At 74.5% G+C, this 24,588-nt stretch carries 18 protein-coding genes; 4 read left to right on the forward strand and 14 right to left on the reverse strand.

What is annotated here, in order from left to right; translation table 11 throughout:
- Positions 1 to 88: 88 nt before the first annotated feature.
- Positions 89 to 1,750, reverse strand: a complete 1,662-nt coding sequence (gene pgi / locus ACFO4E_RS24245) for a glucose-6-phosphate isomerase (RefSeq protein ID WP_378578578.1) — start codon at positions 1,748 to 1,750, stop codon at positions 89 to 91.
- Positions 1,751 to 2,112: 362 nt separating this feature from the next.
- Here pgi and ACFO4E_RS24250 point away from each other — a divergent pair, with 362 nt between their 5' ends.
- Both ACFO4E_RS24250 and ACFO4E_RS24255 read left to right on the forward strand, forming a co-directional pair.
- Positions 2,113 to 3,102: a zinc-binding dehydrogenase gene (locus ACFO4E_RS24250; protein WP_378578580.1), complete on the forward strand. Its 990-nt coding sequence runs from the start codon at positions 2,113 to 2,115 to the stop codon at positions 3,100 to 3,102.
- Positions 3,103 to 3,319: 217 nt separating this feature from the next.
- Positions 3,320 to 4,672 (forward strand): dihydrolipoyl dehydrogenase family protein, encoded by a 1,353-nt coding sequence (locus ACFO4E_RS24255; RefSeq protein WP_378578581.1) that lies wholly within the window; start codon positions 3,320 to 3,322, stop codon positions 4,670 to 4,672.
- Positions 4,673 to 4,784: 112 nt separating this feature from the next.
- On the opposite strand, the gene ACFO4E_RS24260 is transcribed toward ACFO4E_RS24255, so the two are convergent.
- The 12 genes from ACFO4E_RS24260 to ACFO4E_RS24315 form a co-directional block, all read right to left on the reverse strand.
- On the reverse strand, positions 4,785 to 5,087 hold the full coding sequence (locus ACFO4E_RS24260; RefSeq protein WP_378578583.1) for a DUF6221 family protein: 303 nt from the start codon (positions 5,085 to 5,087) through the stop codon (positions 4,785 to 4,787).
- A 149-nt stretch (positions 5,088 to 5,236) separates the two neighbouring features.
- Positions 5,237 to 6,058, reverse strand: coding sequence for a glutamate ABC transporter substrate-binding protein (locus ACFO4E_RS24265; RefSeq protein ID WP_378578584.1), 822 nt, complete (start codon positions 6,056 to 6,058; stop codon positions 5,237 to 5,239).
- Between the two features lie 150 nt (positions 6,059 to 6,208).
- A complete protein-coding gene (locus ACFO4E_RS24270; protein ID WP_378578586.1) occupies positions 6,209 to 7,714 on the reverse strand; it encodes a hypothetical protein in 1,506 nt (501 codons plus the stop codon).
- Between the two features lie 6 nt (positions 7,715 to 7,720).
- Positions 7,721 to 8,506 carry an FHA domain-containing protein gene (locus tag ACFO4E_RS24275; protein ID WP_378578588.1) on the reverse strand — a complete coding sequence of 262 codons (786 nt, stop codon included), beginning with the start codon at positions 8,504 to 8,506 and terminating at the stop codon, positions 7,721 to 7,723.
- Between the two features lie 22 nt (positions 8,507 to 8,528).
- Entirely contained in the window at positions 8,529 to 9,863 is a 1,335-nt protein-coding gene (locus ACFO4E_RS24280) for a vWA domain-containing protein (protein WP_378578590.1), read from the reverse strand.
- Positions 9,864 to 10,298: 435 nt separating this feature from the next.
- A complete protein-coding gene (locus tag ACFO4E_RS24285; protein WP_378578591.1) occupies positions 10,299 to 11,459 on the reverse strand; it encodes a PP2C family protein-serine/threonine phosphatase in 1,161 nt (386 codons plus the stop codon).
- Between the two features lie 578 nt (positions 11,460 to 12,037).
- Complete coding sequence (locus tag ACFO4E_RS24290) at positions 12,038 to 14,545, reverse strand: serine/threonine-protein kinase (RefSeq protein ID WP_378578592.1); 2,508 nt, start codon at positions 14,543 to 14,545, stop codon at positions 12,038 to 12,040.
- 361 nt (positions 14,546 to 14,906) lie between these two features.
- A complete protein-coding gene (locus tag ACFO4E_RS24295; protein ID WP_378578594.1) occupies positions 14,907 to 16,076 on the reverse strand; it encodes a sensor histidine kinase in 1,170 nt (389 codons plus the stop codon).
- A 71-nt stretch (positions 16,077 to 16,147) separates the two neighbouring features.
- The gene (locus tag ACFO4E_RS24300; RefSeq protein WP_378578595.1) at positions 16,148 to 16,696 is read right to left on the reverse strand and encodes an HdeD family acid-resistance protein; all 549 of its coding nucleotides are present in this window, start codon (positions 16,694 to 16,696) and stop codon (positions 16,148 to 16,150) included.
- 274 nt (positions 16,697 to 16,970) lie between these two features.
- Positions 16,971 to 18,266: a citrate synthase gene (locus ACFO4E_RS24305; protein WP_378578597.1), complete on the reverse strand. Its 1,296-nt coding sequence runs from the start codon at positions 18,264 to 18,266 to the stop codon at positions 16,971 to 16,973.
- Between the two features lie 453 nt (positions 18,267 to 18,719).
- Positions 18,720 to 20,348: a peptide chain release factor 3 gene (locus tag ACFO4E_RS24310; protein ID WP_378578598.1), complete on the reverse strand. Its 1,629-nt coding sequence runs from the start codon at positions 20,346 to 20,348 to the stop codon at positions 18,720 to 18,722.
- 232 nt (positions 20,349 to 20,580) lie between these two features.
- On the reverse strand, positions 20,581 to 21,297 hold the full coding sequence (locus ACFO4E_RS24315) for a TetR/AcrR family transcriptional regulator (RefSeq protein ID WP_378578599.1): 717 nt from the start codon (positions 21,295 to 21,297) through the stop codon (positions 20,581 to 20,583).
- A 154-nt stretch (positions 21,298 to 21,451) separates the two neighbouring features.
- On the opposite strand from ACFO4E_RS24315, the gene ACFO4E_RS24320 reads away from it, so the two are divergent.
- A complete protein-coding gene (locus ACFO4E_RS24320) occupies positions 21,452 to 22,606 on the forward strand; it encodes an acyl-CoA dehydrogenase family protein (protein ID WP_378578601.1) in 1,155 nt (384 codons plus the stop codon).
- A gap of 154 nt (positions 22,607 to 22,760) precedes the next feature.
- Here the strand turns inward: ACFO4E_RS24320 and ACFO4E_RS24325 are convergent, their stop codons facing one another.
- The gene (locus tag ACFO4E_RS24325; RefSeq protein WP_378578602.1) at positions 22,761 to 23,447 is read right to left on the reverse strand and encodes a hypothetical protein; all 687 of its coding nucleotides are present in this window, start codon (positions 23,445 to 23,447) and stop codon (positions 22,761 to 22,763) included.
- Between the two features lie 434 nt (positions 23,448 to 23,881).
- Between ACFO4E_RS24325 and ACFO4E_RS24330 the strand changes: the two genes are divergently transcribed.
- Positions 23,882 to 24,517 carry a DUF1707 SHOCT-like domain-containing protein gene (locus ACFO4E_RS24330; protein ID WP_378578603.1) on the forward strand — a complete coding sequence of 212 codons (636 nt, stop codon included), beginning with the start codon at positions 23,882 to 23,884 and terminating at the stop codon, positions 24,515 to 24,517.
- Positions 24,518 to 24,588: the final 71 nt, after the last annotated feature.

The raw sequence follows: 24,588 nt of genomic DNA on the forward strand, positions 1-24,588 counted from the left end.
ACCGCCTTGAGGGCGCCCCGCAGGCTGAGCGGGGAGCACAGCGACCGCCGCCGTCCGGCGGCGGTCGCTCTGGTGTCGTCGGGCGCGGTCAGCGGTCCCGGAGGCTGCGGTAGAGGCGGACCAGTTCGGTGGTCGAGGCGTCCAGCCCCGGAACGGGGGCACCCGAACTGAGGGCCGGCTCGATCCGGGTGGCCAGCGCCTTGCCCAGTTCCACCCCCCACTGGTCGAAGGAGTCGATGTCCCACACCGCGCCCTGCACGAACACCTTGTGCTCGTAGAGCGCGATGAGCTGCCCCAGGACCGAGGGGGTCAGCTCCGGGGCGATGATGGTCGTCGTCGGCCGGTCGCCGCGGAACGTGCGGTGCGGCACCTGGTCCAGGGGCACCCCTTCGGCCTCGACCTCGGCGGCGGTCTTGCCGAACGCCAGCGCCTGCCCCTGGGCGAACAGGTTGGCCATGAGCAGGTCGTGCTGGGCGGCCAGGCCCGGTGCCAGCTCGGCACCGGGGCGGGCGAACCCGATGAGGTCGGCGGGCACCAGCTTGGTCCCCTGGTGGAGCAGCTGGAAGTAGGCGTGCTGCCCGTTGGTCCCCGGCGTGCCCCAGACGACCGGTCCGGTCTCCCAGGCCACCGGGCGTCCGTCGCGGTCGACCGACTTGCCGTTCGACTCCATGTCGAGTTGCTGGAGGTAGGCGGTGAAGCGCGAGAGGTAGTGGCTGTAGGGCAGGACCGCGTGCGACTGCGCGTCGTGGAACTCGCCGTACCAGATCCCCAGCAGGGCCAGCAGGACGGGCGCGTTGGCCTCCAGCGGGGCCGTGCGGAAGTGCTCGTCCACGAGACGGAAGCCGTCGAGCATCTCGCGGAACCGGGCCGGGCCGATGGCGATCATCAGGGACAGCCCGATGGCGGAGTCGTAGGAGTAGCGGCCGCCCACCCAGTCCCAGAACTCGAACATGTTCGCGGTGTCGATGCCGAACCGCGCGACCTTGTCCGCGTTGGTGGACACGGCGACGAAGTGTGCCGCCACCGCCGCGGGGTCCCCGCCGAGCCCGGACAGCAGCCACTCCCGTGCCGAGGTCGCGTTGGAGATGGTCTCGATCGTGCCGAAGGTCTTGGACGCGACGACGAACAGCGTCGTGGCGGGGTCGAGGTCGCGCAGGGCCTCGTGCAGGTCGGAGCCGTCGACGTTGGACACGAACCGCGTGGCGGGCCCGTCGCGGGTGAAGGAGCGCAGCGCCTCATAGGCCATCGCCGGGCCCAGGTCGGAGCCGCCGATGCCGATGTTGACCACGGTGGAGATCGGCTCGCCGGTGTACCCGCGCCACTCCCCCGACCGCACGCGGTCGGCGAATCCGGCCATCCGCTCCAGCACCGCGTGCACGTCGGGGACGACGTCGTGCCCGTCGACCTTCACGACCGCGTCCGCCGGGGCGCGCAGAGCGGTGTGCAGGACCGCGCGGCCCTCGGTGGTGTTGATCCGCTCGCCGCGGAACATGGCGTCGCGCAGGCCCGCGACATCGGTGGCGGCGGCCAGGTCGCGCAGCAGCCGCAGCGTCTCGTCGGTGACGAGGTGCTTGGAGTAGTCCAGGTGCAGGTCGCCGACCTGGACGGTGTAGCGGCGGGCCCGGTCGGGATCGGCCGAGAACAGGTCGCGCAGGTGGATGTCGCCGAGCCGGTCCCGATGTTCGGCGAGCGCCGACCACTCGGGGCGCCCGTCCAGGCGCTGGTGGTCCTCGGCGGTCGTGTCGGGCATGGGTTCGCTCCTCGTCGTCGCGGGCGCTTCTCAGGGTCGCCGTCCCCGCGGCCGCCGGGCGGGCGCGGGCGCCCGGCGCCGCGGGCCGGACGCCGGGGCTCCGGGCCGGGTGCGCCGGTGGCCGGGCCGGCGGCCGCATCCGCTGCCGCGCAAGGGACGACAGCGGCAGCGTAGCCGCCTCCGGCCCTCCGCGCCGGGCTCGGCGGCGCGGCGCGCGGGCCCGGTGTCGCGATTCCGCGGCTCTCGGAGACCGGCACCTTGACCTCAACATTGATCGAGGTTCTAGTGTCGGCGGCGACGGGCGACACCCGCGGACCGCCGCACACGGTGCGGAGGCCCGATCGACGACCAGGAGGCCAGCCGTGCACGCGATCCGGCTGTACGAATTCGGACCCGCGGAGAACCTGCTGTACGAGGAGGTCCCCGACCCCGTTCCCGGCGAGGGCCAGGTGCGGGTCGACGTCGCGGCGAGCGGCGTGCACGTCGTCGACACCCGGTTGCGCGAAGGACCCGTCGGCGGCCCCTTCCCCGCGCCCCGCCTGCCCACGGTCCCCGGACGGGAGGCCGCCGGAGTGGTCGGCGCGGTGGGGCCCGGGACCGACCCGGAGTGGGTGGGCCGCAGGGTCGTCGTGCACTTGGGGGCCGCGGGGACGGGCGGTTACGCCGAGCGGGTCGTGGCGGACGCCGCGTCGCTGCACGTGCTGCCCGACCACGTGGCGGCCGACACCGCCGTCGCGATGATCGGCACCGGGCGCACGACGATCGGCATGCTCGACCGGGCGGCCCTGAATCCCGACGACGTGGTGCTGGTGACCTCGGCGGCGGGCGGCATGGGCAGCCTTTCGGTACAGGCCGCCCATGCCATCGGGGCGACCGTGGTGGCGCTGGCGGGCGGGGCGGCCAAGACGGCGCTCGCGCGGCGGCTCGGCGCGGACATCGCGGTCGACTACCTCGACGGCGACTGGCCCGCGCGGGTGCGCGCCGAGCTCGGCGACCGCGAGGTGACGGTCGCGCTCGACGGGGTGGGCGGCGACACCGGTGCGGCCGTTCTGGGGCTGCTCGGGGGCGGCGGGCGGATCGTGCTGCACGGATACTCCGCCTCGGCCGGGGAGCCCACCCGGCTCACGACCGCCGACCTCGCCGAGCGCGGGCTCAGCGCCGTCTGGGCGGTCGGCCCGCACATCGTGCGCCTGGCGGGCGGCATGCGCGCGCTGGAGACCCGGGCGCTGGCCGAACTGGCGGCGGGCCGGCTCGTCCCGCCCGTCACCGCGTTCCCCTTGAAGGACGCGGCGCGGGCCCACACCGCCCTGGAGAACCGCGAGACGACCGGCAAGGTCGTCCTGACCTCCTGACGGAGCCGTCCGACCGCGGACCGACCGGGACGGAGGCGGTCGGGGGGCACCGCGACGGGCCGGCGGGCGGGACCCGCGGGCGGGCGTTCGGCGCGTCGGCGGTGTCCCCGGGGACGGTGTGGCGTAGCAAGGATCTGGCGCCTTGCCGGAGCCGCCCGTGCCGACGCCCGGGTGGCCCTCCGCCGGTGCCGCGCACCGTCGAGGAAAGGGGAGCCGCGTGGACGGGCACTACGACGCGATCGTGATCGGCATGGGGCCGGGGGGCGAGGTCGCGGCGTCGCGGCTGGCCGCGCAGGGCAAGCGGGTCGCCGTGGTCGAACGGGAACTGGTCGGCGGGGAATGCGCCTACTGGGCCTGCATCCCCTCCAAGACGCTGCTGCGCCCGCCCGAGGCCCGCGCCGGGGCGGCGGGGGTCGCGGGGCTCTCGGCACCGCAGCCCGACTGGCAGGCGATGCGCGCCTACCGCGACACCATGATCCGCCACCTCGACGATTCGGGGCAGGTCGACGGCTACCGGAACCAGGGCGTCGCGGTCGTCAAGGGCAGCGGCCGGATCACCGGGCGCGACCCGTGGCGGGTCGAGGCCGAGGACGCGGTGCTCACCGCCGACCACGTCATCGTGGCCACCGGCTCCGCCCCGATCCGGCCGCCGGTCCCGGGCCTGGACGAGGTCACCGTGTGGACCAACCGCGAGGCCACCACCCTGAACGAGATCCCCGGCCGGGCGGTGGTGATCGGCGGCAGCGCGGTCGGCGTGGAGCTGGGGCAGTTCCTCGCCCGCATGGGCACCCGGGTGACGCTGCTCCAACGGGGCCCCTTCCTGATGAACCGCGAGGACCCGCGCATCGGCGCGCTGACCACCGACCTGCTGGCCCGCGACGGTGTCGACGTCCGCACGGGCAGCGAGCCGCGCCGGTTCTACCGCGACGGCACCGACAGCGTGGTCGAGCTGGACGACGGCGCCCGGATCGCCGCCGACGTGGTGCTGCTGGCCACCGGCCGCCGGCCGCGCACCGAGGGCCTGGGGCTGGAGGAGGCGGGCATCGAGGTGGGCGCCCGCGGTCTGGCCGTCGACGAGCGGTGCCGGGTGGCCGAAGGGCTGTGGGCGGTCGGCGATGTCACGGGCGTCGCCCTGTTCACCCACGTCGCGAAGTACCAGGGGCGCGTGGCCGCGGACAACATCCTGGGCCGCGACCGGGTGGCCGACTACGCGGGCGTCCCGCGGGTGGTGTTCAGCGACCCTGAGATCGCCGTCGTGGGGCTCACCGAGGGCCAGGCGCGCGACCAGGGGCTCGACTTCGTCACCGCGGAGGTCGACCTGGCCGCGATGCTGGCCCGGCCCTGGACCTATGCCACCGAGCCCGAGGGCCGCATGGGCGTGCTCGCCGACCGCGAGCGGGGCGTGCTCATCGGCGCCTGGGCGGTCGCCCCCCTGGCCGGGGAGGTCATCCACACGGCCGCCCTGGCCGTACGCGAGGCCATCCCGGTCGGCCGCCTCGCCGACGGCATCGCCCAGTTCCCGACCTACAACGAGGGCTACCTCCTCGCGGTGGAGGCCCTCAACCTGTGACGGCGCGCGCCCGTTGCGGACCCGCCGCGGCGGGGCGGTCGGTGTGCCGTCACCGGCACCGGCGGCCCTTCGGCCCCGGCTGCGCGGCGGACCGGGCCCGCCCGCGAGGGGCTCAACCGCGCCAGGAGTCCTCGTAATCGGGGTGGGACTCGTAGACCACCGCCAGGTGCTCCAGGGCCCGGCGCCAGGCGTGGAGGGCCGCCCAGGAGTCGGCCGCGGGGAGGGCGGCGGCCGGGCCGTGCTCGCCCAGCCCGTTCATGCAGGTGTCATGGGCCGTCACGTAGCCGCGCACGATCCGCCGCTTGGCGTCGACGTCGGCGCGGGCCCGCGCGGGACCGCCGCTCGCAGATGACGCCGCGTGCGCCGCCCGCTCGTCCTCGTCCAAGCGCGCAAACAGGAACTCCACGATCGTCACCCGTGCGGTCTCCCTTCATCGGGGTGTCCCCCATCCGACGTTCGTATACCACCCTCGCGTTCCATGCGGCGACGCCGACCCGCCCGGACCGGCGCCGAAAGGGGCCGCGAGCCGAACGCACCGGCGTCCGGAGGGGGCGGCGGGGCGGCTCAGGAGCAGCCCTCGAACTGCGGGACGCTGGTGACGATGTCGAGCCCGGTGTCGCCGAACCAGGTGCGCAGCAGCCGCTCGGCCGTACCGTCCTGGTACATGTCGGTGATGGCGCGGTTGACGGCCTCGCAGCCCGACACGTCCTGCTCGGCGACGCCGATCCCGTACCTCTCATCGGTGAACGGCGCGTTGACCAGCTTGAAGGCGGACCGGTCCTGGAGCAGGAACCCGGCCAGGATGAGGTCGTCGGTGGACACCGCGTCGGCCTCCCCCTCGGCGAGCATGGACACGCACGCGCTGTAGCTCGGCGCCTCCACCAGGCGGGCGCCGATCCCCCGCTCCTCGATGATCCGGTCGGCGGAGTTGGACCCCTCACCCTGGCACAGCCGCCGCCCCTCCAGATCGCGCACGTCGCGGATCGACGTCTCCTCGGCGCGGACCAGGGTGTCCTGGTGGGCGACGTAGTAGGGGCCGGCGAAGGTGACCTCGGTCTTGCGGGCGGGGGTGATGGAGTACGTGGCGACGACCAGGTCCACCCTGCCCTCCCTCAGGTACTCCTCGCGCTGCGCGGAGGTCAGCGGGACGAAGTCGACGTCCTCGCGGTCGACTCCGAGCCGCTCGGCGACGTCGAGCGCGACGTCCACGTCGAACCCGGTGAAGGATCCGTCGGCCCCGCGCAGGCCAAGGCTCGGCTGGTCGGCCTTGACGCCGATCCGCAGGCTCCCGAGGGAGAGCAGCGACCGGGTATCGCTGAGCGCCCCCGCGCAGGAGCACACCGTCAGGACAGCGGCCAGGGGAAGTGCGAGATCACGCAACCGCATCGCCGTCTCCTCATCTTCGGGTCGTCGGTCGTGGGGTCGTGGGGGTCGGTCCGGTTCGCCGGGGGTCGTCGGGGAGGTCGGTCGTCGTCGGGGCCGGGTGGCATCTGGGATGTCGGGGGCGTTCGGTCCGGCCGGCGGGCGGGCGGCCGCTCACCGGTACTCGGCCAGCCGCGGGCGGACACCCGCGAGGATGAGCACGCCGAAGGCCAGCGTCGACGCGGGCAGCAGCGCCTCCCACCCGGCCACGCCGCGGTCGCCCGCGTTCACCGCGTCGTCGAAGGTCGCCCGGTGCAGGCTGGTGAGGTTGATCAGCGTCTCCTCATAGCGGTCGAACGCGTCCTGGACCGAGCCCGCACCGCCCATGTGCGCGTCGACCGCCTCGCGCCGCCGGCCGTCGGCGGCGATGGCGCGCATTTCGCGGTCGGCCCGCAGGAAGCCGTCGTAGGCGCGCAGCACCTCGTGCTGGGCCTCGACCTGGCCGTCGAGGCGGGTCTCGTCCAACTCGTCGCCGAGGAAGCCCAGGACGCGGCCCCGGTAGCCGGCCCGGTCGGCGACCAGCGAGCCCACCTCGGCGTCGTAGGCGTCCAGGTCGCCGGGGACCACGCCGCCCGGGCCCTCGACGTAGAGCACCGTCTGCGCGTCCTCGAAGTAGCTCTGGGCGTAGGTGTCGGCGCGCTCGGGGTCGAGCAGCCAGCGGCTCTGGTCGGCGTTCATCCCGGTGCTGATCGCCTGGGCGCGGGACAGGGCGATGACGGAGTCGAGGCCGTCCTCCTTCGCCGTGCGCAACTGCTCCGCCTGGTTCTGCAGCATCCCGGTGGCGAGCCCGACCAGGGCGAGCACGCCCGCCGTCGCCGCGGCCAGCGCCGGGTTGTAGCTGCGGCGGAACCGGGCGCGCAGGAACAGCTGGAGGGCGATCAGCGAAACGACGGCCAAGGTGCCCGAGACCGCCACCCACACCGGGCCCAGCCGGATGTCGGAGCGCCGCTCCTCATAGGCGCCGCGCACGGTCGCGCCGCTCTCCAGGGTCAGGTTGTACGCCTTGGGCAGCAGCTCCAGGCGCATCAGATCGGTCGCCTGGCGGTAGCGGTCGACGACGCTGGCCGCGGGTTCGCCCGGGCCCGTGCCCGCCTCGTCGTTGAGCAGCCGCGCCTCCGCGACGAGCTGCTCGTAGTCGCCCATGCCGTTGAGGACCTCCCGGACGGTCCGCTGCTCGGCCGCGTCGCCCTCGGCGAGCTGGGCCGCGTGCAGCAGGGCGGCGTTGGCGTCGTCGCGGCGCTGCTCGTAGCGGCGCACCGACGCCTCGCGCCCCGACCCGAGGGCGTGCTCGTCGCCCATCAGCAGGATGTTGGCGACCTGGGCGTCCATGTCGCTGAGGGCGAAGTACAGGTCGGCGGTCGCCGCCACCTTGGGCCCGGCTCCGTGCCCGATGACCTGGAAGCCCTCGCGCGCCTGGGAGATCGCGACGCTGGTGACCGAGAACAGCGCCCCGACCGACGCCAGGCACAGGCAGGTCAGCAGCCAGATCCGCACCCGGGTGCCGTACGGCCCGCGCAGCCGGCGCAGGATGCACCGGCGCCGCGGGGGGCGGTCGATGCTCCCCCCGGGGGGAGCGGGCCCTTCGGCGACGGCCGCGCCGCCGGTCGCTCCGGTGGTCATCGCGGGTCAGCCCTTCTGGAGAGTGATGACGGTCCACGCACCCAGGTAGATGCGGTCGCCGTCGTGCAGCGGCACCGCGACGTCGTGCGCGATCGGATCGCCGGTCCCATTGACGGTGGTCCCATTCGTCGAGCCCAGGTCGAGCAGTACCCAGCCGCCGTCGGGTGCGGCCAGCAGCATGGCGTGGAGGTGTGAGACAGCGGGGTCCTCCGGAGGGACCCCGAGGTCGATGTCGGGGACGATCGCGCGCGCGGCGCCGCGCCGCCCCACGTGGATGCGCCTCTTGTTGAGCGGAAGCCGCCGCAGCGCCGGGTGAGCGGGGAAGCGGATCGCGGCGGGGTCGAGCCTTCCGCGGTCGGCCAGGGCCTGATGATAAGCCGGATCGGCGCCGACCACCGCACGCCAGACGGCGGCCGGATCCGCGCGGCCCGCGCGATCGCCGCCGGCCGGATGCGGGGGCGGGCCGCCGCGTGCCCGGCCGGGCGGCGGTAGCGCCGCTCCGGCGTACCCGCTCACCTGCGCCGGCACGCGGGCCAGGCCGTGGGCGGGCGTGGCGAGTGGTGAGGCGACGGTCGTGTCCAGCTCGGTGAAGTCGAAGCCGCACTCCTCGCAGTAGCGGCCGTCGCGCCCGGTGCCGCACTCCGGGCAGGGCTGCTCGGAGCCCGCGCCCCGGGCGGACGGTACCCGCGCCCCGGGCGCGCGGAGCAGCGTCGCCGACGCGGGGATCCGCAGCGCGCAGACGGCGCAGAACCGATCGGTGGCCGAGTCGTGCCCGGCCGGGCAGGTCGGCATGGTGGGCTCCTCCCTCGACTGGCTAGCCCTCCGCGGGGTCGGCCGCGCGCATGCGCACGGTCCGGGTGGAGTCGGTGTCGAGCGTCATCTCGTCGACCTCGGCGACCGGGGACCGCAGCCGGACGGTCCCGGTCTCGGGGTCGACGACGTCGACGACCTTCCGCAGCAGCGCCGCCATGGCCTCGTTGCCGGAGGCGTGCGCCAGGGCGACCGCCCGGCCGAGCCGGGCGGTCGCGGTGTCGGTGTCGCCCTTCCTGCGGGCGACCAGCCCCTCCCGGACCGCGCGGGCGAGCCGGGCCTGGCCGGTGTAGTGCGCGACGCGCGCGTCGGTCCGGGCCGGGCGCTCGTCGTCGGACGTCCATTCGGCGAGGATGTCACCGGAGGCGAGGACCCGCTCCCCGGCGACCACGCGCACCCACCCGGCGCGCATCCGCCGCCCGGGGGGACCGGGCGGCACGACGACGCACACGTGGTAATCGCGCGCCTCGTCGCCCCAGGCACCGAGCGGGTAGTCGCCCACCTGGGTGCCCCGGCCGATGCGCCGCAGATCCCGCACCGTCGGCGCGACCTGGCGGATGAAACGGACCCGGGCCGCCTGCGGGATCCACAGCCGCAGTGCCACGTCGGCGACGGTCTTGCCCATGGCGGCCTCGGTCATGGCGCGCACGTCGGCCGCCATGTCGGCGGGGTCGGCGATGATGCCCATGCCGCCCATCAGGGCCGAGGAGATCCGGCGCAGCTCGTCGACGCTCCACGAGGTGCCCACCCCGCGGCAGTCGCAGACGAAGCGCCCCGCGACCTCTTTCAGCGCCTCATCGAGGCTGCCGGGGAGCTCGTTGTCGAGGCCGTCGGTGATCAGGATCGCGTGGCGCAGAGCGGGGGTGTCCGGCGCGGCGAACAGGTCGCCGGCCGCCCGCAGCCAGACGCCCATGCGGGTCCCGCCGCCGGCGGACAGGCCGCGGACCGCACGGACGGCGGCGGCGCGGGTGCCGGAGGTGGCCGCCACGAGGCGGCGTTCGGCCGGGTAGACCATGGCGGCGTCGCCGCTGCCGGCGATGATCGCGAAGAGCACGCCCTCGCGCAGCGCGGCCACCGCTGCGGCGGCGGCCCGCCGGGCCGCCGCGATCTTCTCGCCGCGCATGGACCCTGAGGTGTCGATGATGACGACCTCGGCGGCGTCCGGCGCGGTCGGCGCCCCCGTGAGCGCGTCCGGTCCGGTCACGCCGCGCTCGCCGCGAGCGGGCGGTCCGGAGGCCGCGATCTCGACGATGGCGTGCACGTCCGTCCCGCCGACCGGCAGAAACCGGTTCTGGTCGACCCGCACCGAGAACACCGGCGCCCCCGCGTCACCGCTCACGGCACCGCCCTCCTCCGGGCAGCGGCTCTGCCGGGAGCGACGGCCGGTGCGCGACCGCCGCGCGCGGACCGGGGAGACCGCGCTCCCCGCCTCCCCGCGGGCCGGCCCGGTCGGCTGCGGGCCGCCCCGCAGCGGCGCGATGCCCCGACGTGCGGCACCGGAGCACCGAAGGGCGGTCCCACCCGAGGAGGTGCCGCCGTATCCGCTCCGACGGGCGGCGGACCGGCACCGGGCTCCCGAGAGCGCCGCCCGCCGCTCCCCGAACCGTCCCGCGCCGGCCCGGACCCTCGCCCTCCGGCGGCACGGCGGAACCCGCAGGCGCACCGGAGCACCGAACCCCGTCCGGACCTGAGCCCGCCGCTCCCGGCCCGCGCGGCTCACCATCCGCGGCCGGAGAGCGGGCGCCGGGGCGGGCTGCCGTGCGTGGCGGTGGCATCACTGTGCCCCCTCGGAGCAGGCGCCATTGTGACCGGGCGGGGCGGGGACGGCGATCACCACGGCGGTGATGTTGTCCCCGCCGCCGCTGTCGAGGGCGAAGCGGACGAAGGTACGGGCCGCTTCCAAGGGGTCGTCGGCGGCGTCGGGGACCGCGGCGGCGAGGGCGTGCGCCCGGGGCAGGTAGTTCCACAGTCCGTCACTGCACAGCAGGAGCGTGCCCGGGCCCTGGAGGTCGACGGTCTCCAGGTGGCCGTCGACCGGGCCGAAATCGGCTCCCATCCAGGCGGTGAGCGCGTGGGAGTGGACCGACGCGCGCGCCTGCGCGGGGGTCATGACGTCCATGGCGACCATTGCCTCCCCCCAGGAGTCGTCGCGGGTCAGCAGCGTCGAAGGGGTGGCCGCCCCGGGGGCGGCCAGCCAGTAGGCCCGGCTGTCGCCGATCCAGCCGAGGGTGATCGGGCCGCCGTCGGCGGGGACCACCGCCGAGACGAACGTGCACGCCGGCGCCTCAGGACCGGAGTCGGCGAGCCCGGCCACGGCCGCCGCGGCGCCGCGCATCGCCTCCTCGGTCGAGTCCCGGGCGGAGCCGCCGGCGGCCAGGCCCGCCGCGAGGACGGCGGCGCCCGTATCGGCCGCGATCCGCGACGCCTCGTGCGGCCGGGGCAAGGTGGAGACGCCGTCGCACACCACCGCGACGACCGCCTGCGCATCGGTGCGGCGAGCCGGTGAGCGAACGGGGAAGAGGGCGTCGCCGCCCCGGCCGGGGGTCCCCTGTGCGGGGCCGGCCGGGCCGTGTGCCGCGGCAGGTGCGGGCGGCGGATCCGGTTCGGGGGCCGGCGCCGGGCCGGCCGGCGCCGAGGCGGGGTCGGCCGCGGCGTCGCCACCCGTCGACGGCCCCGCGGACGCCGGGACGGCCGGTCCCGGAGGGACGCGCGTCGTGGCGGCGGTCGCGGGGACGGCCGGTGCCGAGGAGGCGGGCGCGGGGGGCACGGGTACGGGGGCGACCGGTGCGACGGCGACGAGTGCGGGGGCGGTCACGCCGGGCGCGACGAGCACCATGGCGTCCTCATTGCGGCGGTGCCGCAGGCCGCGGTCGCTCACCCCCGCCGCGGTGCACGAGGCCACCTCGACGTGGTCGCGCTCCTCGGGACGGCGCAACCCGCAGCGGGGGCACCGGCCCGCGGCGACCGCGGCACCGCACCGCGGGCACTCGGGGACCTCCCCCGGCGCACCCGGGCACGAGCCCGCGCCGGGGGCTCCGCGGACCGGACCGTCCCCGTTCTCCCCCCGCCGGCCATGGGCCACGCCCGCACCGGCCCGGGCGTCGCCGCCCGCGCGATCGCGGGCGCCACCGTCCGCACCGTCTGGGCCGGGGAACGGGGCGTCGCCGTTCCCGCCCTTCAGGTCGCGGAGGGCTCCGCAGGCGGGGCCGTGGCCGTCCGGTACTCCGCAGTCCGCGCAGGGACGCACGCCATTCCTCCTCGCGCCGGAGACACCGGCGGCCCCGGGCCCGATCTCGGCGCGGCCGTCCGGCTCGCGGTCCGCCGGGGCGCGGTCGCCGTCCTTCCGCCGTGCCGCCGGCCCGGTCCGGCCGTCGGCCGGGCCGGGCGCCTGCCGCTGGACCGCGGCCGGTCCCGTGCCGGACCGGCGTGCGGCGGCCGGTCCGGCTCCGGTGGCGCGCGCCGCGGGCGGGCCGGGGATCAGGGGGGCTCCGCCGTCGTCGGCGTCGGACGCCGTCATGTCCACGTCCTCGGCCGCACGGCGTTGGCGAGGTCGACGAACCCGTGGCGGGCGCCGGCGTCGGCCGTCACCCGCGCCAGGGCCCGGTAGGTGCGTTCCAGGTTGCCCCGCAGCCCGGCCTCGGTCAGCCGGTCGCCCAGCAGGGTCGTGGCGAACGCCGGTGAGCGCCCGGCCAGCACCCAGCCCAGCGCCGCCCCGAGCACGCGGGTGGCCAGCAGGTCGCCGGACTCGCCCCGCAGGCCGAGCCGTTCCAGCCGGGCCCCGGCGTCGACGATGGCGTTCTCGTCGAGTCCGGCGGGGTCGGGCGCGGCCACCCGCGCCGCCACCGCGGCCATCTGCGCGGTCAGGTAGAGGCTGGAGCGGTCGGGGACGGTGTCGAGCACGTCGACCGCGCCGTCCCGGTCGTCCTGGGCCAGCCGGGTCCGCGCCAGCCCGAACGCGGCGCTCACGTAGGAGTGGTCGGTGTACCAGACGGCGCGGTAGTGGCGGGCTGCGGCGTCGAGCCTCCCGCGGCCTTCACAGGCGGCCGCCAGGCCCAGCCGGGGCGCGGCCTCGCCGGGCAGGTGGCCGAACAGTTCGTCGAACCTGTCGTACGCCTCCGCGTGGTCACCGATGCTCAGCGCCATCAGCGCCCGGTACCAGAAGATCCGCCAGTCGCCGGGGGCGTCGACGCCGTACGCCTCCAACGGGGCCGCGGCGGCCTCGGGGCGCCCCAGCGTGATGAGCGCCCGCGCCAGCATGAGCCGCGTCTCGGGGCTGGGGTCGGCCACGGCCTCCAGGGTCGCGACCAGCTCTTCGGGGTGCACCGAGGACAGCCCCGCCAGCAGTTGGGCCGCCTGGTCCTGGGGGTCGACGAGGGGCACGGGCAGGGCCGCGGCCACCACCGCGGGGTCGGGTCGCCGGAGCAGGCGGTCGGTGCCGTCGACCGGGCCGGTGGGGGTGATGACCCCGACGCGGAAGTGCTCGGGGCCGAACAGGCCCGACGCCGCCGGGTGCGGGCGGCCGTCGATGTCGGACAGGACTTCGCGCAGCACGCCGGTGAGCTGCTCGGCCATGTCGGCGGCGAGGTGGAAGCGCTGGTCGGCGAACGGGTGGGTCGCGCGGCGCAGCAGGCGGTGGTAGGACTCGTAGCGCCTGAGGACCGGCTCGTCGGTCTCCTCGGGAAGGCTGTAGGGGTGCTCGCGGATGAACGCGTGGCCGAGGCTGAGCACCGCCAGCGACCGCCCCACCGAGTACAGGTCGGAGCTGATGGACGGGCCGGGGCCGCGCAGTTCGCTTTCGGGCACCCGGTAGCCGGGGGTCGTGTAGACCGAGTTGACCATGTCGTCCATGCGGCGGACCGCGCCGAGGTCGATGAGCTTGATCTGCTCCTCGCTCTGGATCACGTTGTCGGGCTTGAAGTCGCAGTAGAGCAGCCCCCTGTGGTGGAGGTAGCCCAGCGCCCGCAGGATCTCCAGCCCGTAGGCGATCACCTGCTCGACCGGCAGCGCCTCGTCGCCGGAGCCCTGCTGGCGGCGCTCCACGATCAGGTCCCGCAGCGACTTCCCGCCCACGTACTCCATGACGATGTGCCCGGCGGGGATCCCGGTGCGCGGGTCGGGGTGCTGGACGAAGTTGTAGATCTTGACGATGTTGGGGTGCTCCACCTCCGCGAGGAACGCCCGCTCGGCGGTCGCGGTCTTGTGCGCCTCGGCGTCACCGCTGTTGAGCAGCCCTTTGAGCACCACCCACCGGTCGCTGACGTTGTGGTCGCGCGCCAGGTAGATCCAGCCGAGCCCGCCGTGCGCCAGGCAGCCGAGGACCTCGTACTGGCCGCCGACCAGGTCGCCCTTCTTCAGCTTGGGGGTGAAGGAGTACGGCGCCCGGCACGAGCGGCAGTACCCCTCGGTGCGGCCGGGCCGCCCGCCGCGCGAGCGGCCCACGCGTGCGTTGCACCGCCCGCAGAAGCGGTTCTTCTCCGCGACGACCGGGTCGGCCATGACCGCGGTCTCGGGGTCGCGGTAGGGCACGGGGGGCACCTGCACCATGCCCAGGCCCAGCATGCCGCGAGCGGAGGACGGCGAGCGGCGGCTCCGGTCCGACGGGCCGCTGGTGGTCCGCGGCCCCCCGGGGCCGCCGCGGGGGTCGCGGGCAGCCGGGTCCGCCCTGCCGCCGGGGTCCTCCGGAGCGTCCTGGAACAGGCGCGCCGCGGCGTCGTCGTCGATGATGCCGGAGATCCCCAGGCCGGTCAGGCCCGACACGTGGGAGAGGCCGGACGGCTCGGAAACGCCGTCCCACACCGAGGGCTCGGAGGCCCACTGGCCGCCGCGGGCGGAGGGCGCCGACCGGTCGGTGCGCGCGCTCCAGGCGTAGCGTCCCGCACCGCCCCATTCGGGGCCGGTGGGCGCGAAGCCGTGCGGGCCCATGGGGGCGACGCTCTCGGAACCCGCCGGGGCCATGCCGCACACATCGCAGTAGCCGTCGTCGACGGTGCCGGGGCAGCCGGGGCCGGTGCAGGGGTTCATCGGCGCACCCCGTCGTGCGGGGTGCGGGGCGGGCGGGCGGCGGTGCGACCGTGCCCGGCCCTCCGGCGGGCGGCGCGGCCGTCCCGCGGGCGCGCGGGCCGTCCACTCGCCGCAGCAGTGTTCCCCACTGGCCGCATCACCCCTCATGCGCAGCACCGGTCCCACGGGCGGATCGGAGTGCTCGCCCGGTCCCGCCACGGGAAAAGTCTCATACCACGCGGATGAGGTCACAAGGGGAGGGGCGGTCTTCGGCCGTGTCCGGCCATGGAGACCCTACGGCACAGGGTGTCCCGGACCCGGAACCGGCCTACGGGCGCCCCTCCCCCGCCGCGGCGGCCGCGCCGTGCGCGCCCGTCCCCGGTCATCCGGGGGCGGCGAGGGTGCCGTCGTCCGCGGGCGCCGGGAGCACGGCGCGGACGCGGAAGCCCCCGCCGGTGCGGGGGCCGGCCTGGAACTCGCCGCCGAGGGCCGCCGCGCGTTCGCGCATGCCCCGCAGGCCGTTGCCCTCGGAGACCGCCGCGGCGCCCGAGGCGCCGCGGCCGTCGTCGTCGACCTGGACGGACACACCGCCGGGGCCGTAGGCGACCGTCACCTCCGCCCGGGAGGCGCCGGCGTGCCGCAGCGCGTTGGTGAGCGCCTCCTGCACGATCCGGTAGGCGGCGAGGTCGACCGGCGTCGGCAGCGGGACGGCCGTGCCGTCCTCCCGCAGCCGGACGGGCAGTCCGGCGCCGGTGGTCCGCGCGGCGAGGTCGCCCACCCGGGCGAGCGTGGGCGACGGCGCCAGCGGGGTGGCGGCGTCGTCCGCCCGGCGCAGCACGCCGAGGGTGGCGCGCAGCTCGCGCAGCGTGTCCTTGCTCGCGCGCTTGATGGCGTCGAGCGCGGCGAACGCCTGGTCGGGGTCGCGGCCGTGGGCGGCGGCCCCGGCCTGCACGTTGATCAGCGAGATGTTGTGCGCGATGACGTCGTGGAGTTCGCGCGCGATGCGCAGCCGCTCCTCGGTCGCGCGGCGCAGGGCCTCCTCCTCGCGAGTGCGCTCGGCCTCGGCGGCCCGTTGCTCGACCTCGTGCAGGTAGGCGCCGCGGTTGCGGGCGACCTCGCCGGCGGCGAGCACGACGAGCACCCAGCCGACCGCGTAGAAGGCGCGCGCGGGCTCGAACTGGATCGTCTCGCCGATGGTGATGACCAGCAGCACCGTGACGGTGGCGGTGACGGCGGAGGCGCGGTGCCGGCCGGCCCCCAGCCGGACCACCCCGACGACGAACATCAGCCATGCCGCCCATCCGTCGGCCTGGCCGAAGATGTAGTAGAGCGGGGTGCACAGCCCCACGCCCAGCGCGGTGACCAGGGGCAGGCGGCGCAGGACCGCCAGCGACGCCGCCCCGATGGCCAGGAGCGCGAAGCCGGGCCCGGACAGCGGCGCGCCGCTGAACCAGGCGGCCGGGAACTCCGCCAGGAGCTGTACGGCGCCCACTCCCGCCGCGATGGCGATATCGGCGGCGGTGCCCGTGGGCCGGGCCGGCAGGCGCCCCATGGCTCCCCCTCCCCACGGTCCGGGCTTCGCGGCGACTCTACCGGCCGGGGCGGGCCTGGGCGCGGGGACGGTCAGGCGATGATGCCGCGGTTGCGCCCCTCGGTGCGGATACGCAGGCCCAGCGCGATCAGCACCGCGCCGAACAGGATGGCGTAGACCCCGATGAGCAGGGCGACGGCCGCCAGGCCCACGCCCGGGATGAACCAGATCACGATGCCGAAGGCGACGGACAGCACCCCGCTGACGATGTAGAGCCACTCGTGGTCGAGCTCCCTGCGCAGCCGCACCGCCGCGGCTATCTCGAAAACCCCCGTGACCACCGCCCATGCGCCGATGACCAGGGCCAGCGCCAGCACGGTGAACCCCGGCCAGACCAGCGCGACGATGCCGAAGAGCACACCGATCGCGGCCTCGATGATCAGCGGGGTGCGGTCGCCCGCACCGGCCCGGAACGCGGCCACCCCGGCCATGGCGCCGTCCACCAGGGCGTAGAGGCCGAACAGGACCGCGAGCACGACCAGCGTGACCGCCGGCCAGATGACGGCCAGCAGGCCGAACACGATGGCGATCGCCCCGCGCAGGATGAGGACCCACCAGTGGCGCACCAGGTAGTCGAGCATGTCTTCCCCGATCGTCGACGGATCACATACCCGCCCTGCCCCGAGACGGCGCCTCGATGATCGACCAGGTCAAAGCGTTACCCGGACCTGGGGCAATACAGACGGACGGCGGCCGGGGCGGAGGTCCGCCCCGGCCGCCGTCCGGGATGCCCGGTCACGCTCGCCTCCTCGCTCCGCTCCACCGGCCCCGCGGGGGGCCTGGGGCCAAAGGCAGCGCCACCTTCACTCGCTCGTCGGTTCGCCGTTCCGTGCCGGGTGTTCCGGGGCCGTGCGGTCAGACGCGGCCGGGGTAGGACCGCTGGGCGTGGCCGACGTAGAGCTGGCGCGGCCGGGCGATGCGCGCGGCGGGGTCGAGGCGCTGCTCACGCCAGTGCGCGATCCAGCCGGGGAGCCGGCCGATCGCGAAGAGCACGGTGAACATGTTCGTGGGAAAGCCCATGGCCCGGTAGATGACGCCGCTGTAGAAGTCGACGTTCGGGTAGAGCTTGCGGTCGGTGAAGTAGGAGTCGGCGAGCGCCTTGCCTTCGAGCTTGAGCGCGAGTTCGAACAGCTCGTCGGGGTTCTCCTGGCGGTCCAGGATCTCCGCGGCCAGGCCCTTGATCTCCTTGCTGCGCGGGTCGAAGTTCTTGTAGACGCGGTGGCCGAACCCCATGAGGCGGGTCTTGCTCTGCTTGTCCTTGACCTTGGCGAGGAAGGCGTCGACGTCGCCGCCGAGGCCGCGGATCTCCTCCAGCATCTCCAGGACGGCCTGGTTGGCGCCCCCGTGCAGCGGGCCGAACAGGGCGTTGATCCCGGCCGAGACGCTGCCGTACAGGCTCGCCTGGGAGGAGCCGACGACGCGGACGGTGGCCGTGGAGCAGTTCTGCTCGTGGTCGGCGTGCAGGATGAGCAGCAGGTCGAGGGCCTTGACGAACAGGGAGTCGAGTTCCGCCTCGCCGCTGAGTTCGCCGAAGGTCATGCGCAGGAAGTTCTCGACGTAGTCGAGGGATTCATCGGGGGCGACGGGGGCCTCGCCGATGGAGTTGCGGTAGATGTGCGCGGCGATGGTGGGCAGCTTCGCCAGCAGCAGCATCGTGGCGCGGTCGACCTGCTCGGCGTCGCCGGGGTCGGTGGAGTCGGCGTAGAAGGCGCCGAGCGTGTTGACCGCGCTGGCGAGCAGGGTCATGGGGTGGGCGTTGCGCGGGAAGGCGTCGAGCATGGCGCGCAGCTCGGGCGGCAGCGCGGCGTTGGCCTGGAGCTGCTCGGAGAATTCCTTCAGCTGCCCGGGTTCGGGGAGTTCGCCGTGGATGACGAGGTAGGCGACCTCCAGGAACGAGCTTCCGGCGGCGAGCTCCTGGATCGGGTATCCGCGATAGCGGAGAATGCCGGCCTCGCCGTCGATAAAGGTGATCTCCGACTGACAGGCGGCGGTGTTGGCGAACCCGGGATCCAGGGTGGTCATGCCGGCGGCGGCCAGCAGGGTCTTGACCTCGAAGGCGTGTTCGCCCTCGGTGCCGGTGAGCAGCGGCAGCGGTTGGGTCCCGCCCTCGTACCGCAGCTCTACCGTGCTCTGTTTGCCGTCGTCGCTCATGCCCGAGCCAACCTTTCCAGGCGGAGGTGCGGGGAATCAGGGAAAAGCCCGCGGGCTTTGTTCCGGCTTCCGGTGAACCAGTGAATCTGTTCAGATTCCATTAAACTCCAGTGAAGCAAAATCATACAATTGTCACGCATTCGCGAACAGGTGACATGCGACACACTAGGAAGTGCCTCTTCGTTTTAGCATGACATAAACTTTGGCGATTTTTCTCTGTGACGGGAGGTGTGGTCGTTCACAAAACGGACACATGCCCACGGTCTCGTCACCGCAGGTCACGACGCGACACACCGGGTCGACGGTGATCGGATGACGGGAAATTCGCCCAGGGCGAACACGAAGGGCCACGACCTCGGTAGAGAAGTCGCGGCCCATTAAGTCGCACGCGCCGGCGGGTCGGCTCCCGGTTCCGCGGCACGCCCGCCGGACGAACCCGGAAAAGCCGCGCGCCTATTCGGCGGCCTCCACACCGCCCGCCAGCAGGGGCTCCAGGACGAGGTCCGGGTGGTCGCGCTCGATGACGCGCAGGCGCCACTTGTTGTGCACGAGCATCAGCAGCTCGCCGTCGGAGCGGCGGGTGAGGACCTCGCCGCCCGACAGGCCGTGCAGGGCCGGGGCCGAGGCCGCGTCGGTGCGGCGGGCCAGCGAGTAGTCCAGGTGCGCCAGCTCGATGGGCGCCCGGAACTCGTGCTCCATCCGGTGCTTGACCACATCGAACTGGAGCGGCCCCACCGCCGCCAGCACCGGAGCCTGCTCCCCGCGCACATCGGACGACAGCACCTGCACCACACCCTCGCTGTCGAGCTGGGAGATGCCCCGCTGGAACTGCTTGTAGCGTCCCGCGTCCACCGCGCGCGCCACGGCGAAGTGCTCGGGGGCGAAGCTGGGGATCGGCGGGAACTCCACCCGGGGGCCGTCGTAGAGGGTGTCGCCCACGCTCAGCGCCTGCGCGTTGATGAGGGCGATCACGTCACCGGGGTAGGCGGTCTCGATCGTGCTCCGCTCACTGCCGAACACCGCCTGGGTGTACTTGGTGGCGAACGGGCGGCCGGTGGCCGCGTGGGTGAGGACCATGCCGCGGTCGAACCGGCCCGAGCCCACCCGGACGAACGCCATGCGGTCGCGGTGCGCCTTGTCCATGTTGGCCTGCATCTTGAAGACCTGGCCGGCGAACGGGGCGGTGATCGGGCGGGGGTCGCCCTTGGCGTCGGGCTGCGCGGCGGGCGCCGGCGCGAGCCGGACCAGGGTCTCCAGGAGCTGGGAGATCCCGAAGTTGGGCAGGGCCGCCCCGAACAGCACCGGGGAGGACTCCCCGGCGCGGAACGACGCCTCGTCGAAGTCGGCGCCGATCTCGCCGAGCAGCTCGATCTCCTCGCGCGCCTGCTCCCAGGCGGTGTCCTCGACCGCAGCGGCCTGCTCGTCGCTGAGCCGTTCCTCGACGGCCTTGGTCGCGCCGCCGGGGGTGCGGTGGAACTTGGTGTAGTGGTCGCCGTCGGCCCGGTCGATGAGGCCGCGGAAGTCCCCGGCGATCCCCACCGGCCAGTTCATCGGCGTGGGGCGCAGGCCGATGCGCTGCTCGATCTCGTCGAGCAGTTCGAGCGGTTCGCGGCCGGGGCGGTCCCACTTGTTGACGAAGGTGATCACCGGCATCCGGCGGGCCCGGCAGACGTCGAACAGCTTGAGGGTCTGCGGCTCCAGGCCCTTCGCGGAGTCGAGCAGCATGATCGCGCAGTCCACCGCCGAGAGCACGCGGTAGGTGTCCTCGGAGAAGTCCGCGTGGCCGGGGGTGTCGAGCAGGTTCAGCACGCGGTCGTCGTAGTCGATGCGCAGCGCGGCGGAGGTGATGGAGATACCGCGCGCCTGCTCCATCTCCATCCAGTCCGAGGTGACGCCCCGGCGGTCGCCCTTTCCGTGCACCGCGCCGGCGGAGGTGATCGCGGCGGCGTGCAGCGCGAGCGCCTCGGTCAGCGTGGACTTGCCGGCGTCGGGGTGGGAGATCACCGCGAACGTGCGCCGCCGCGCGGCCTCGGCGGCGACCTCCGGGGCCTTCTGGGTGGCGTTGTCCGCTGTCACACTCACGGCGTACCGTCTCCTCGCCCACCCGCGGGTGGGCCGTCGTCCTCATCGGGGTCGGCGCGCTGGGCGCGCGGCGGTGGCGGCTGGGGCGTCGGCGCGCATGCCGAAGGAGGCGCACCCGCGCCTTCCCCTCGAAATCTACCGCAGCCGGCCCGCCCCCGCGTCGTGTACCCGCTGGAACGGGGCGCGGGACCGGCCGGGGCCCCGGCGCCTCGGCCGGCGCGGCCGGCGCGGCTCAGTCCGCGCCCTCGCCCAGCGCCTCCCGTACGCGGCGCAGAACGTCGTCGCCGCCGAGCCCGGACGGGTAGACCGCGACCAGGACGGCGGCTTCGGGCGGTTCGGCGCCGGAACCGCTGAGTTCGGCGGCGAGCGACCGGGTGACGAGCTCCATCGCGCGGTCGAACCGCGCCCACGGCACCGGGCTCGCGGGCTCGCGCAGCCACGAGCGGAGGACGTGGTTGTGCGCCGCGATGACGGCCGCCGCGACCGCCTCGCCGACCAGTACGCGGTCGCCCTCGGTCTGCCCGCGGGTCAGGTAGTGGCTGAACGCGGCCTGGTAGCGCGAGGTCATGGCGATCTCCCGGTCGCGCAGCCGGGGCACGGTGCGCACCAGGTGGAAGCGCGCAACGGTCGTGTCCGGCGTCGACACGTACCCCTGGAAGACCATGCGCGCCGCGGCCCGCACGGTCGCCACGGGCTCGTCGCCGGGCGCCGCCTCCAGGTAGCGGACGATCGTCTCCAGCCGGGCGTCGTGCTCCGCGAAGAGCACGTCCTCCTTCGAGCCGAAGTGGCGGAAGAGGCTGCGCCGGCTCACGCCCGCGGCCGCCGCGATGTCGTCCATCGTGGTGGCCTCATACCCCTGTTCGGTGAACAGCCGCACCGCCGCCGCGACCACCGCACCGCGTGCGGGTATGGCCGCTCTGCCCCGCTCTGCCCTGACCGTCGGCCCCACGACCACCTCCGTGTCTCATCCGCCCCGCCAGTGGCGGAGGCCGGGGCACCGGGCCCCGTGCGCGATCCGCACCGACCATTTACCCTGACACTAGACGGTGACACGAGATGCCACACTTGGGCACGTAGTGCCGCAATCGGGAAGAAAGGGCGACATGAGCGACTTCGACTTGTTCACCACGAGCGACGACCACGAGGAGCTGCGCGCCGCGGTACGCGCCGTCGCCGACGACAAGGTCGCCCCCCACGCGGCCGCCGCCGATGCCGAGAGCGCGTTCCCCCAGGCCGCCTACGACGCCCTCCGGGCCACCGACTTCCACGCCGCGCACATCCCCGAGGAGTACGACGGCGTGGGCGCCGACGCGCTGGCCACCTGCATCATCATCGAGGAGGTCGCGCGGGTGTGCGCCTCGTCGTCGCTGATCCCGGCGGTCAACAAGCTCGGCACCATGCCGCTCATCCTCGCCGCCTCCGACGACGTCAAGCGCCGCTACCTGACCCCCGTCGCGCGCGGCGAGGCGATGTTCTCCTACGGGCTGTCCGAGCGCGAGGCCGGCTCCGACACCGCGAACATGCGCACCCAGGCCGTGGCCGACGGCGACGGCTGGATCCTCAACGGGCAGAAGTCGTGGATCACCAACGCCGGGATCAGCCGCTACTACACCGTCATGGCCGTCACCGACCCCGACGGCCCGCGCGGCGGCAACGTCACCGCGTTCGTGGTCCATGACGACGACGAGGGCTTCACCCTCGGCGAGCCCGAGCGCAAGCTCGGCATCAAGGGGTCGCCCACACGCGAGCTGTTCTTCGACGACGTGCGCATCCCCGGGGACCGCATCGTCGGCGAGGCCGGCCAGGGCCTCAAGATCGCGCTGCGCACGCTCGACCACACCCGCGTCACCATCGGCGCGCAGGCGGTCGGCATCGCCCAGGGCGCGCTCGACCACGCGCTCGCCTACGTCAAGGAGCGCAAGCAGTTCGGCAAGGCCATCGCCGAGTTCCAGGGCGTCCAGTTCATGCTGGCCGACATGGCGATGAAGCTGGAGACCGCCCGCCAGATGGTCTACGTCGCCGCCGCGAAGTCCGAGCGGGGCGACGACGACCTGTCCTTCTTCGGCGCCGCCGCGAAGTGCTACGCCTCCGACGCCGCCATGGAGATCACCACCGACGCCGTCCAGCTCCTCGGCGGCGCCGGCTACGTCAAGGACTTCCCCCTGGAGCGCATGATGCGCGACGCCAAGATCACCCAGATCTACGAGGGCACCAACCAGATCCAGCGCCTGGTGATGGCCCGCCAGCTGCTGAAATAGGGGCCCGGCGCGCCGCGCCGACCCCCCGCAGCCCGTCTGTTCCGTCCGTGGTCCGTCCGGTCCCGGTTCCGGGCGGAACAGACGCTCATCGATACCGAGCCTCTCCCGGCCTCAGCAGTGTCGGGGACCGGCGCGGTGGCCGGCGAGGGCTCCGCTACTGCACCTGGTCGTCCCATGACGTCCGATACCAACCCTTGAAGGACGCCAGCAGCGCCGCGAGCGCGGCGCCGACCCGGGGATCGAGGCCGGGGGCGTGGAGCAGGACCGCTTCCCACGGCGTGTGCTCCATGACCATCCGGCCGCCCGCACGCCATCTCACGCGCCGTGGCGCGCGGGGGAGGTCTCCGGCCTCGAACACGGCGGCGATGACGGCGAACGGGATCAGGGGCGACACCAGCCAGACGACGGCCCACCAGAACAGCCGTCCCTTGTAGCCCACGGCGTCGGGTCCGCCGGCCTGCGACACCGTCCATCGGACACGCAATCCGCCGCCCCTGAACGCGTTCCGCCGCGTAATGGTGCCGATGGTCCGCCCGTATGCGTCGAGCACCTGGTAGATCACACGGTGCCCTTCGGCGGACTGCGTGACCAGGCGGGCCAGCGGCTGCGTACGCCCCTCGTCGGCCCACAGGAGGAAGGAACGGACCCCCTTCTTGCGCGCGGCGCGGTACGCGGGAATGCCCCCGGCCGGGAGTTGGCGCTCCACGTGCGCGAAGATGCGGTCCTGCGCCCCCGGGCCGTCCGCGATGCGGACGGGATGCAGAGGCGGCACCGGGAGCCCGGTGTCCGGCGCGCTCTTCCACGGTCGCGGGGTGTCATACATGGTGAGGCTGACGGTCATGCGCCCTGCTTCCCATCGATGGCACAGCCGCGTGGAATCGGTGGCGTCCGGGCGGCGGCGCGCGGTGGTGCCCGGAAGCCACCGATCCGGACCGGGGCTCCGCTCAGCAGCCGTGTCGCGCCTGGAAGCCCAGCAGGAACTGTAATGCGTCCGCGAAGGGCGCCCCGCTGCGACCTCCCCTGCCGCCATGAGGCCCGCCACCCCCTCGGCCGCGGCGGCTTCGCCCGTCGCCGGCCTGGCCGAGCTCCTCGGCCCGCCGCGCGGCGCCGGTTCCGGATCGGTCCCCGCGGGCCGGCCGGTGGGGGCGGTGCGTGGGTGCCTCCCCGCCGACCGGGGGGCGGTGGCCGGAATCCCTGCCGCGATATAGCGTTGGTCCACCCGGTCGCGCCGGCAGCCCTCCGCGCGACGACGTTCGATGACGGCAGGACGGAACCATGCCGGGAGAGATCTCGCCCACCGGGGGACGCTCCGGTTCCCCCGCGCCGACCGGGCCGCGGGCCTCCCATGCGGACCGGGACCGCGTGGTGGACCTGCTGCGGGTCGCGGCGGGGGACGGCCGGCTGACGGCCGACGAGCTGGACGAGCGCCTGGAGGCCGCCCTGTCGGCGCGCACCGTGGGCGAACTGGCCGCGCTCACCACTGATCTGTCGCCCGGGTCGGCGGTGCCCGAGGCCAAGGACGTCGTCCGGATCCAGCAGAGGTTCAGCGCGGTCACGCGCGCGGGGCGCTGGGTGGTGCCGCGGCGGCTGGAGCTGGCGACGGAGTGGTGCGAGGTGACACTCGACTTCACCCAGGCCGTGATCACGCAGGGCACCCTGCGGATCGACATGGACATGGTCGGCAAGACCCTGACCCTTGTCACCAGGCCGGGCACCGTGATCGACACCGATGAGCTGACGCTGGAGTTCTGCGGGATCAAGATCCGCCAGGCCCCCGGCCCCGATACACCGGTCCCGCTGCGAGTTGAGCTGGCCGGCAAGAAGGCCCACGGCCGCATCGTGGTCCGCCACGAACGGCGCACGTTCCGCCAGTGGCTACTGCGCAGGCCCGCGTCCCCGCCCGCCGGCTGACCCCTCATCGACCGCCGACCGCCACCTGGCGGCGGCGGTGAACTCACGAGGCGAGGCCGCTCCGGGACACC

This window comes from Nocardiopsis mangrovi (assembly GCF_042653925.1).
Taxonomy (GTDB): Bacteria; Actinomycetota; Actinomycetes; order Streptosporangiales; family Streptosporangiaceae; genus Nocardiopsis_B; species Nocardiopsis_B mangrovi.

Excerpts from the sequence above, each read along its gene's own strand:
- ACFO4E_RS24320 (WP_378578601.1), top strand. The coding sequence starts at position 21,452 with ATGAGCGACTTCGACTTGTTCACCACGAGCGACGACCACGAGGAGCTG.
- pgi (WP_378578578.1), bottom strand. The coding sequence starts at position 1,750 with ATGCCCGACACGACCGCCGAGGACCACCAGCGCCTGGACGGGCGCCCC.
- ACFO4E_RS24290 (WP_378578592.1), bottom strand. The coding sequence starts at position 14,545 with ATGAACCCCTGCACCGGCCCCGGCTGCCCCGGCACCGTCGACGACGGC.
- ACFO4E_RS24270 (WP_378578586.1), bottom strand. The coding sequence starts at position 7,714 with ATGACCACCGGAGCGACCGGCGGCGCGGCCGTCGCCGAAGGGCCCGCT.
- ACFO4E_RS24275 (WP_378578588.1), bottom strand. The coding sequence starts at position 8,506 with ATGCCGACCTGCCCGGCCGGGCACGACTCGGCCACCGATCGGTTCTGC.
- ACFO4E_RS24300 (WP_378578595.1), bottom strand. The coding sequence starts at position 16,696 with ATGCTCGACTACCTGGTGCGCCACTGGTGGGTCCTCATCCTGCGCGGG.
- ACFO4E_RS24330 (WP_378578603.1), top strand. The coding sequence starts at position 23,882 with ATGCCGGGAGAGATCTCGCCCACCGGGGGACGCTCCGGTTCCCCCGCG.
- ACFO4E_RS24305 (WP_378578597.1), bottom strand. The coding sequence starts at position 18,266 with ATGAGCGACGACGGCAAACAGAGCACGGTAGAGCTGCGGTACGAGGGC.
- ACFO4E_RS24295 (WP_378578594.1), bottom strand. The coding sequence starts at position 16,076 with ATGGGGCGCCTGCCGGCCCGGCCCACGGGCACCGCCGCCGATATCGCC.
- ACFO4E_RS24325 (WP_378578602.1), bottom strand. The coding sequence starts at position 23,447 with ATGACCGTCAGCCTCACCATGTATGACACCCCGCGACCGTGGAAGAGC.
- ACFO4E_RS24265 (WP_378578584.1), bottom strand. The coding sequence starts at position 6,058 with ATGCGGTTGCGTGATCTCGCACTTCCCCTGGCCGCTGTCCTGACGGTG.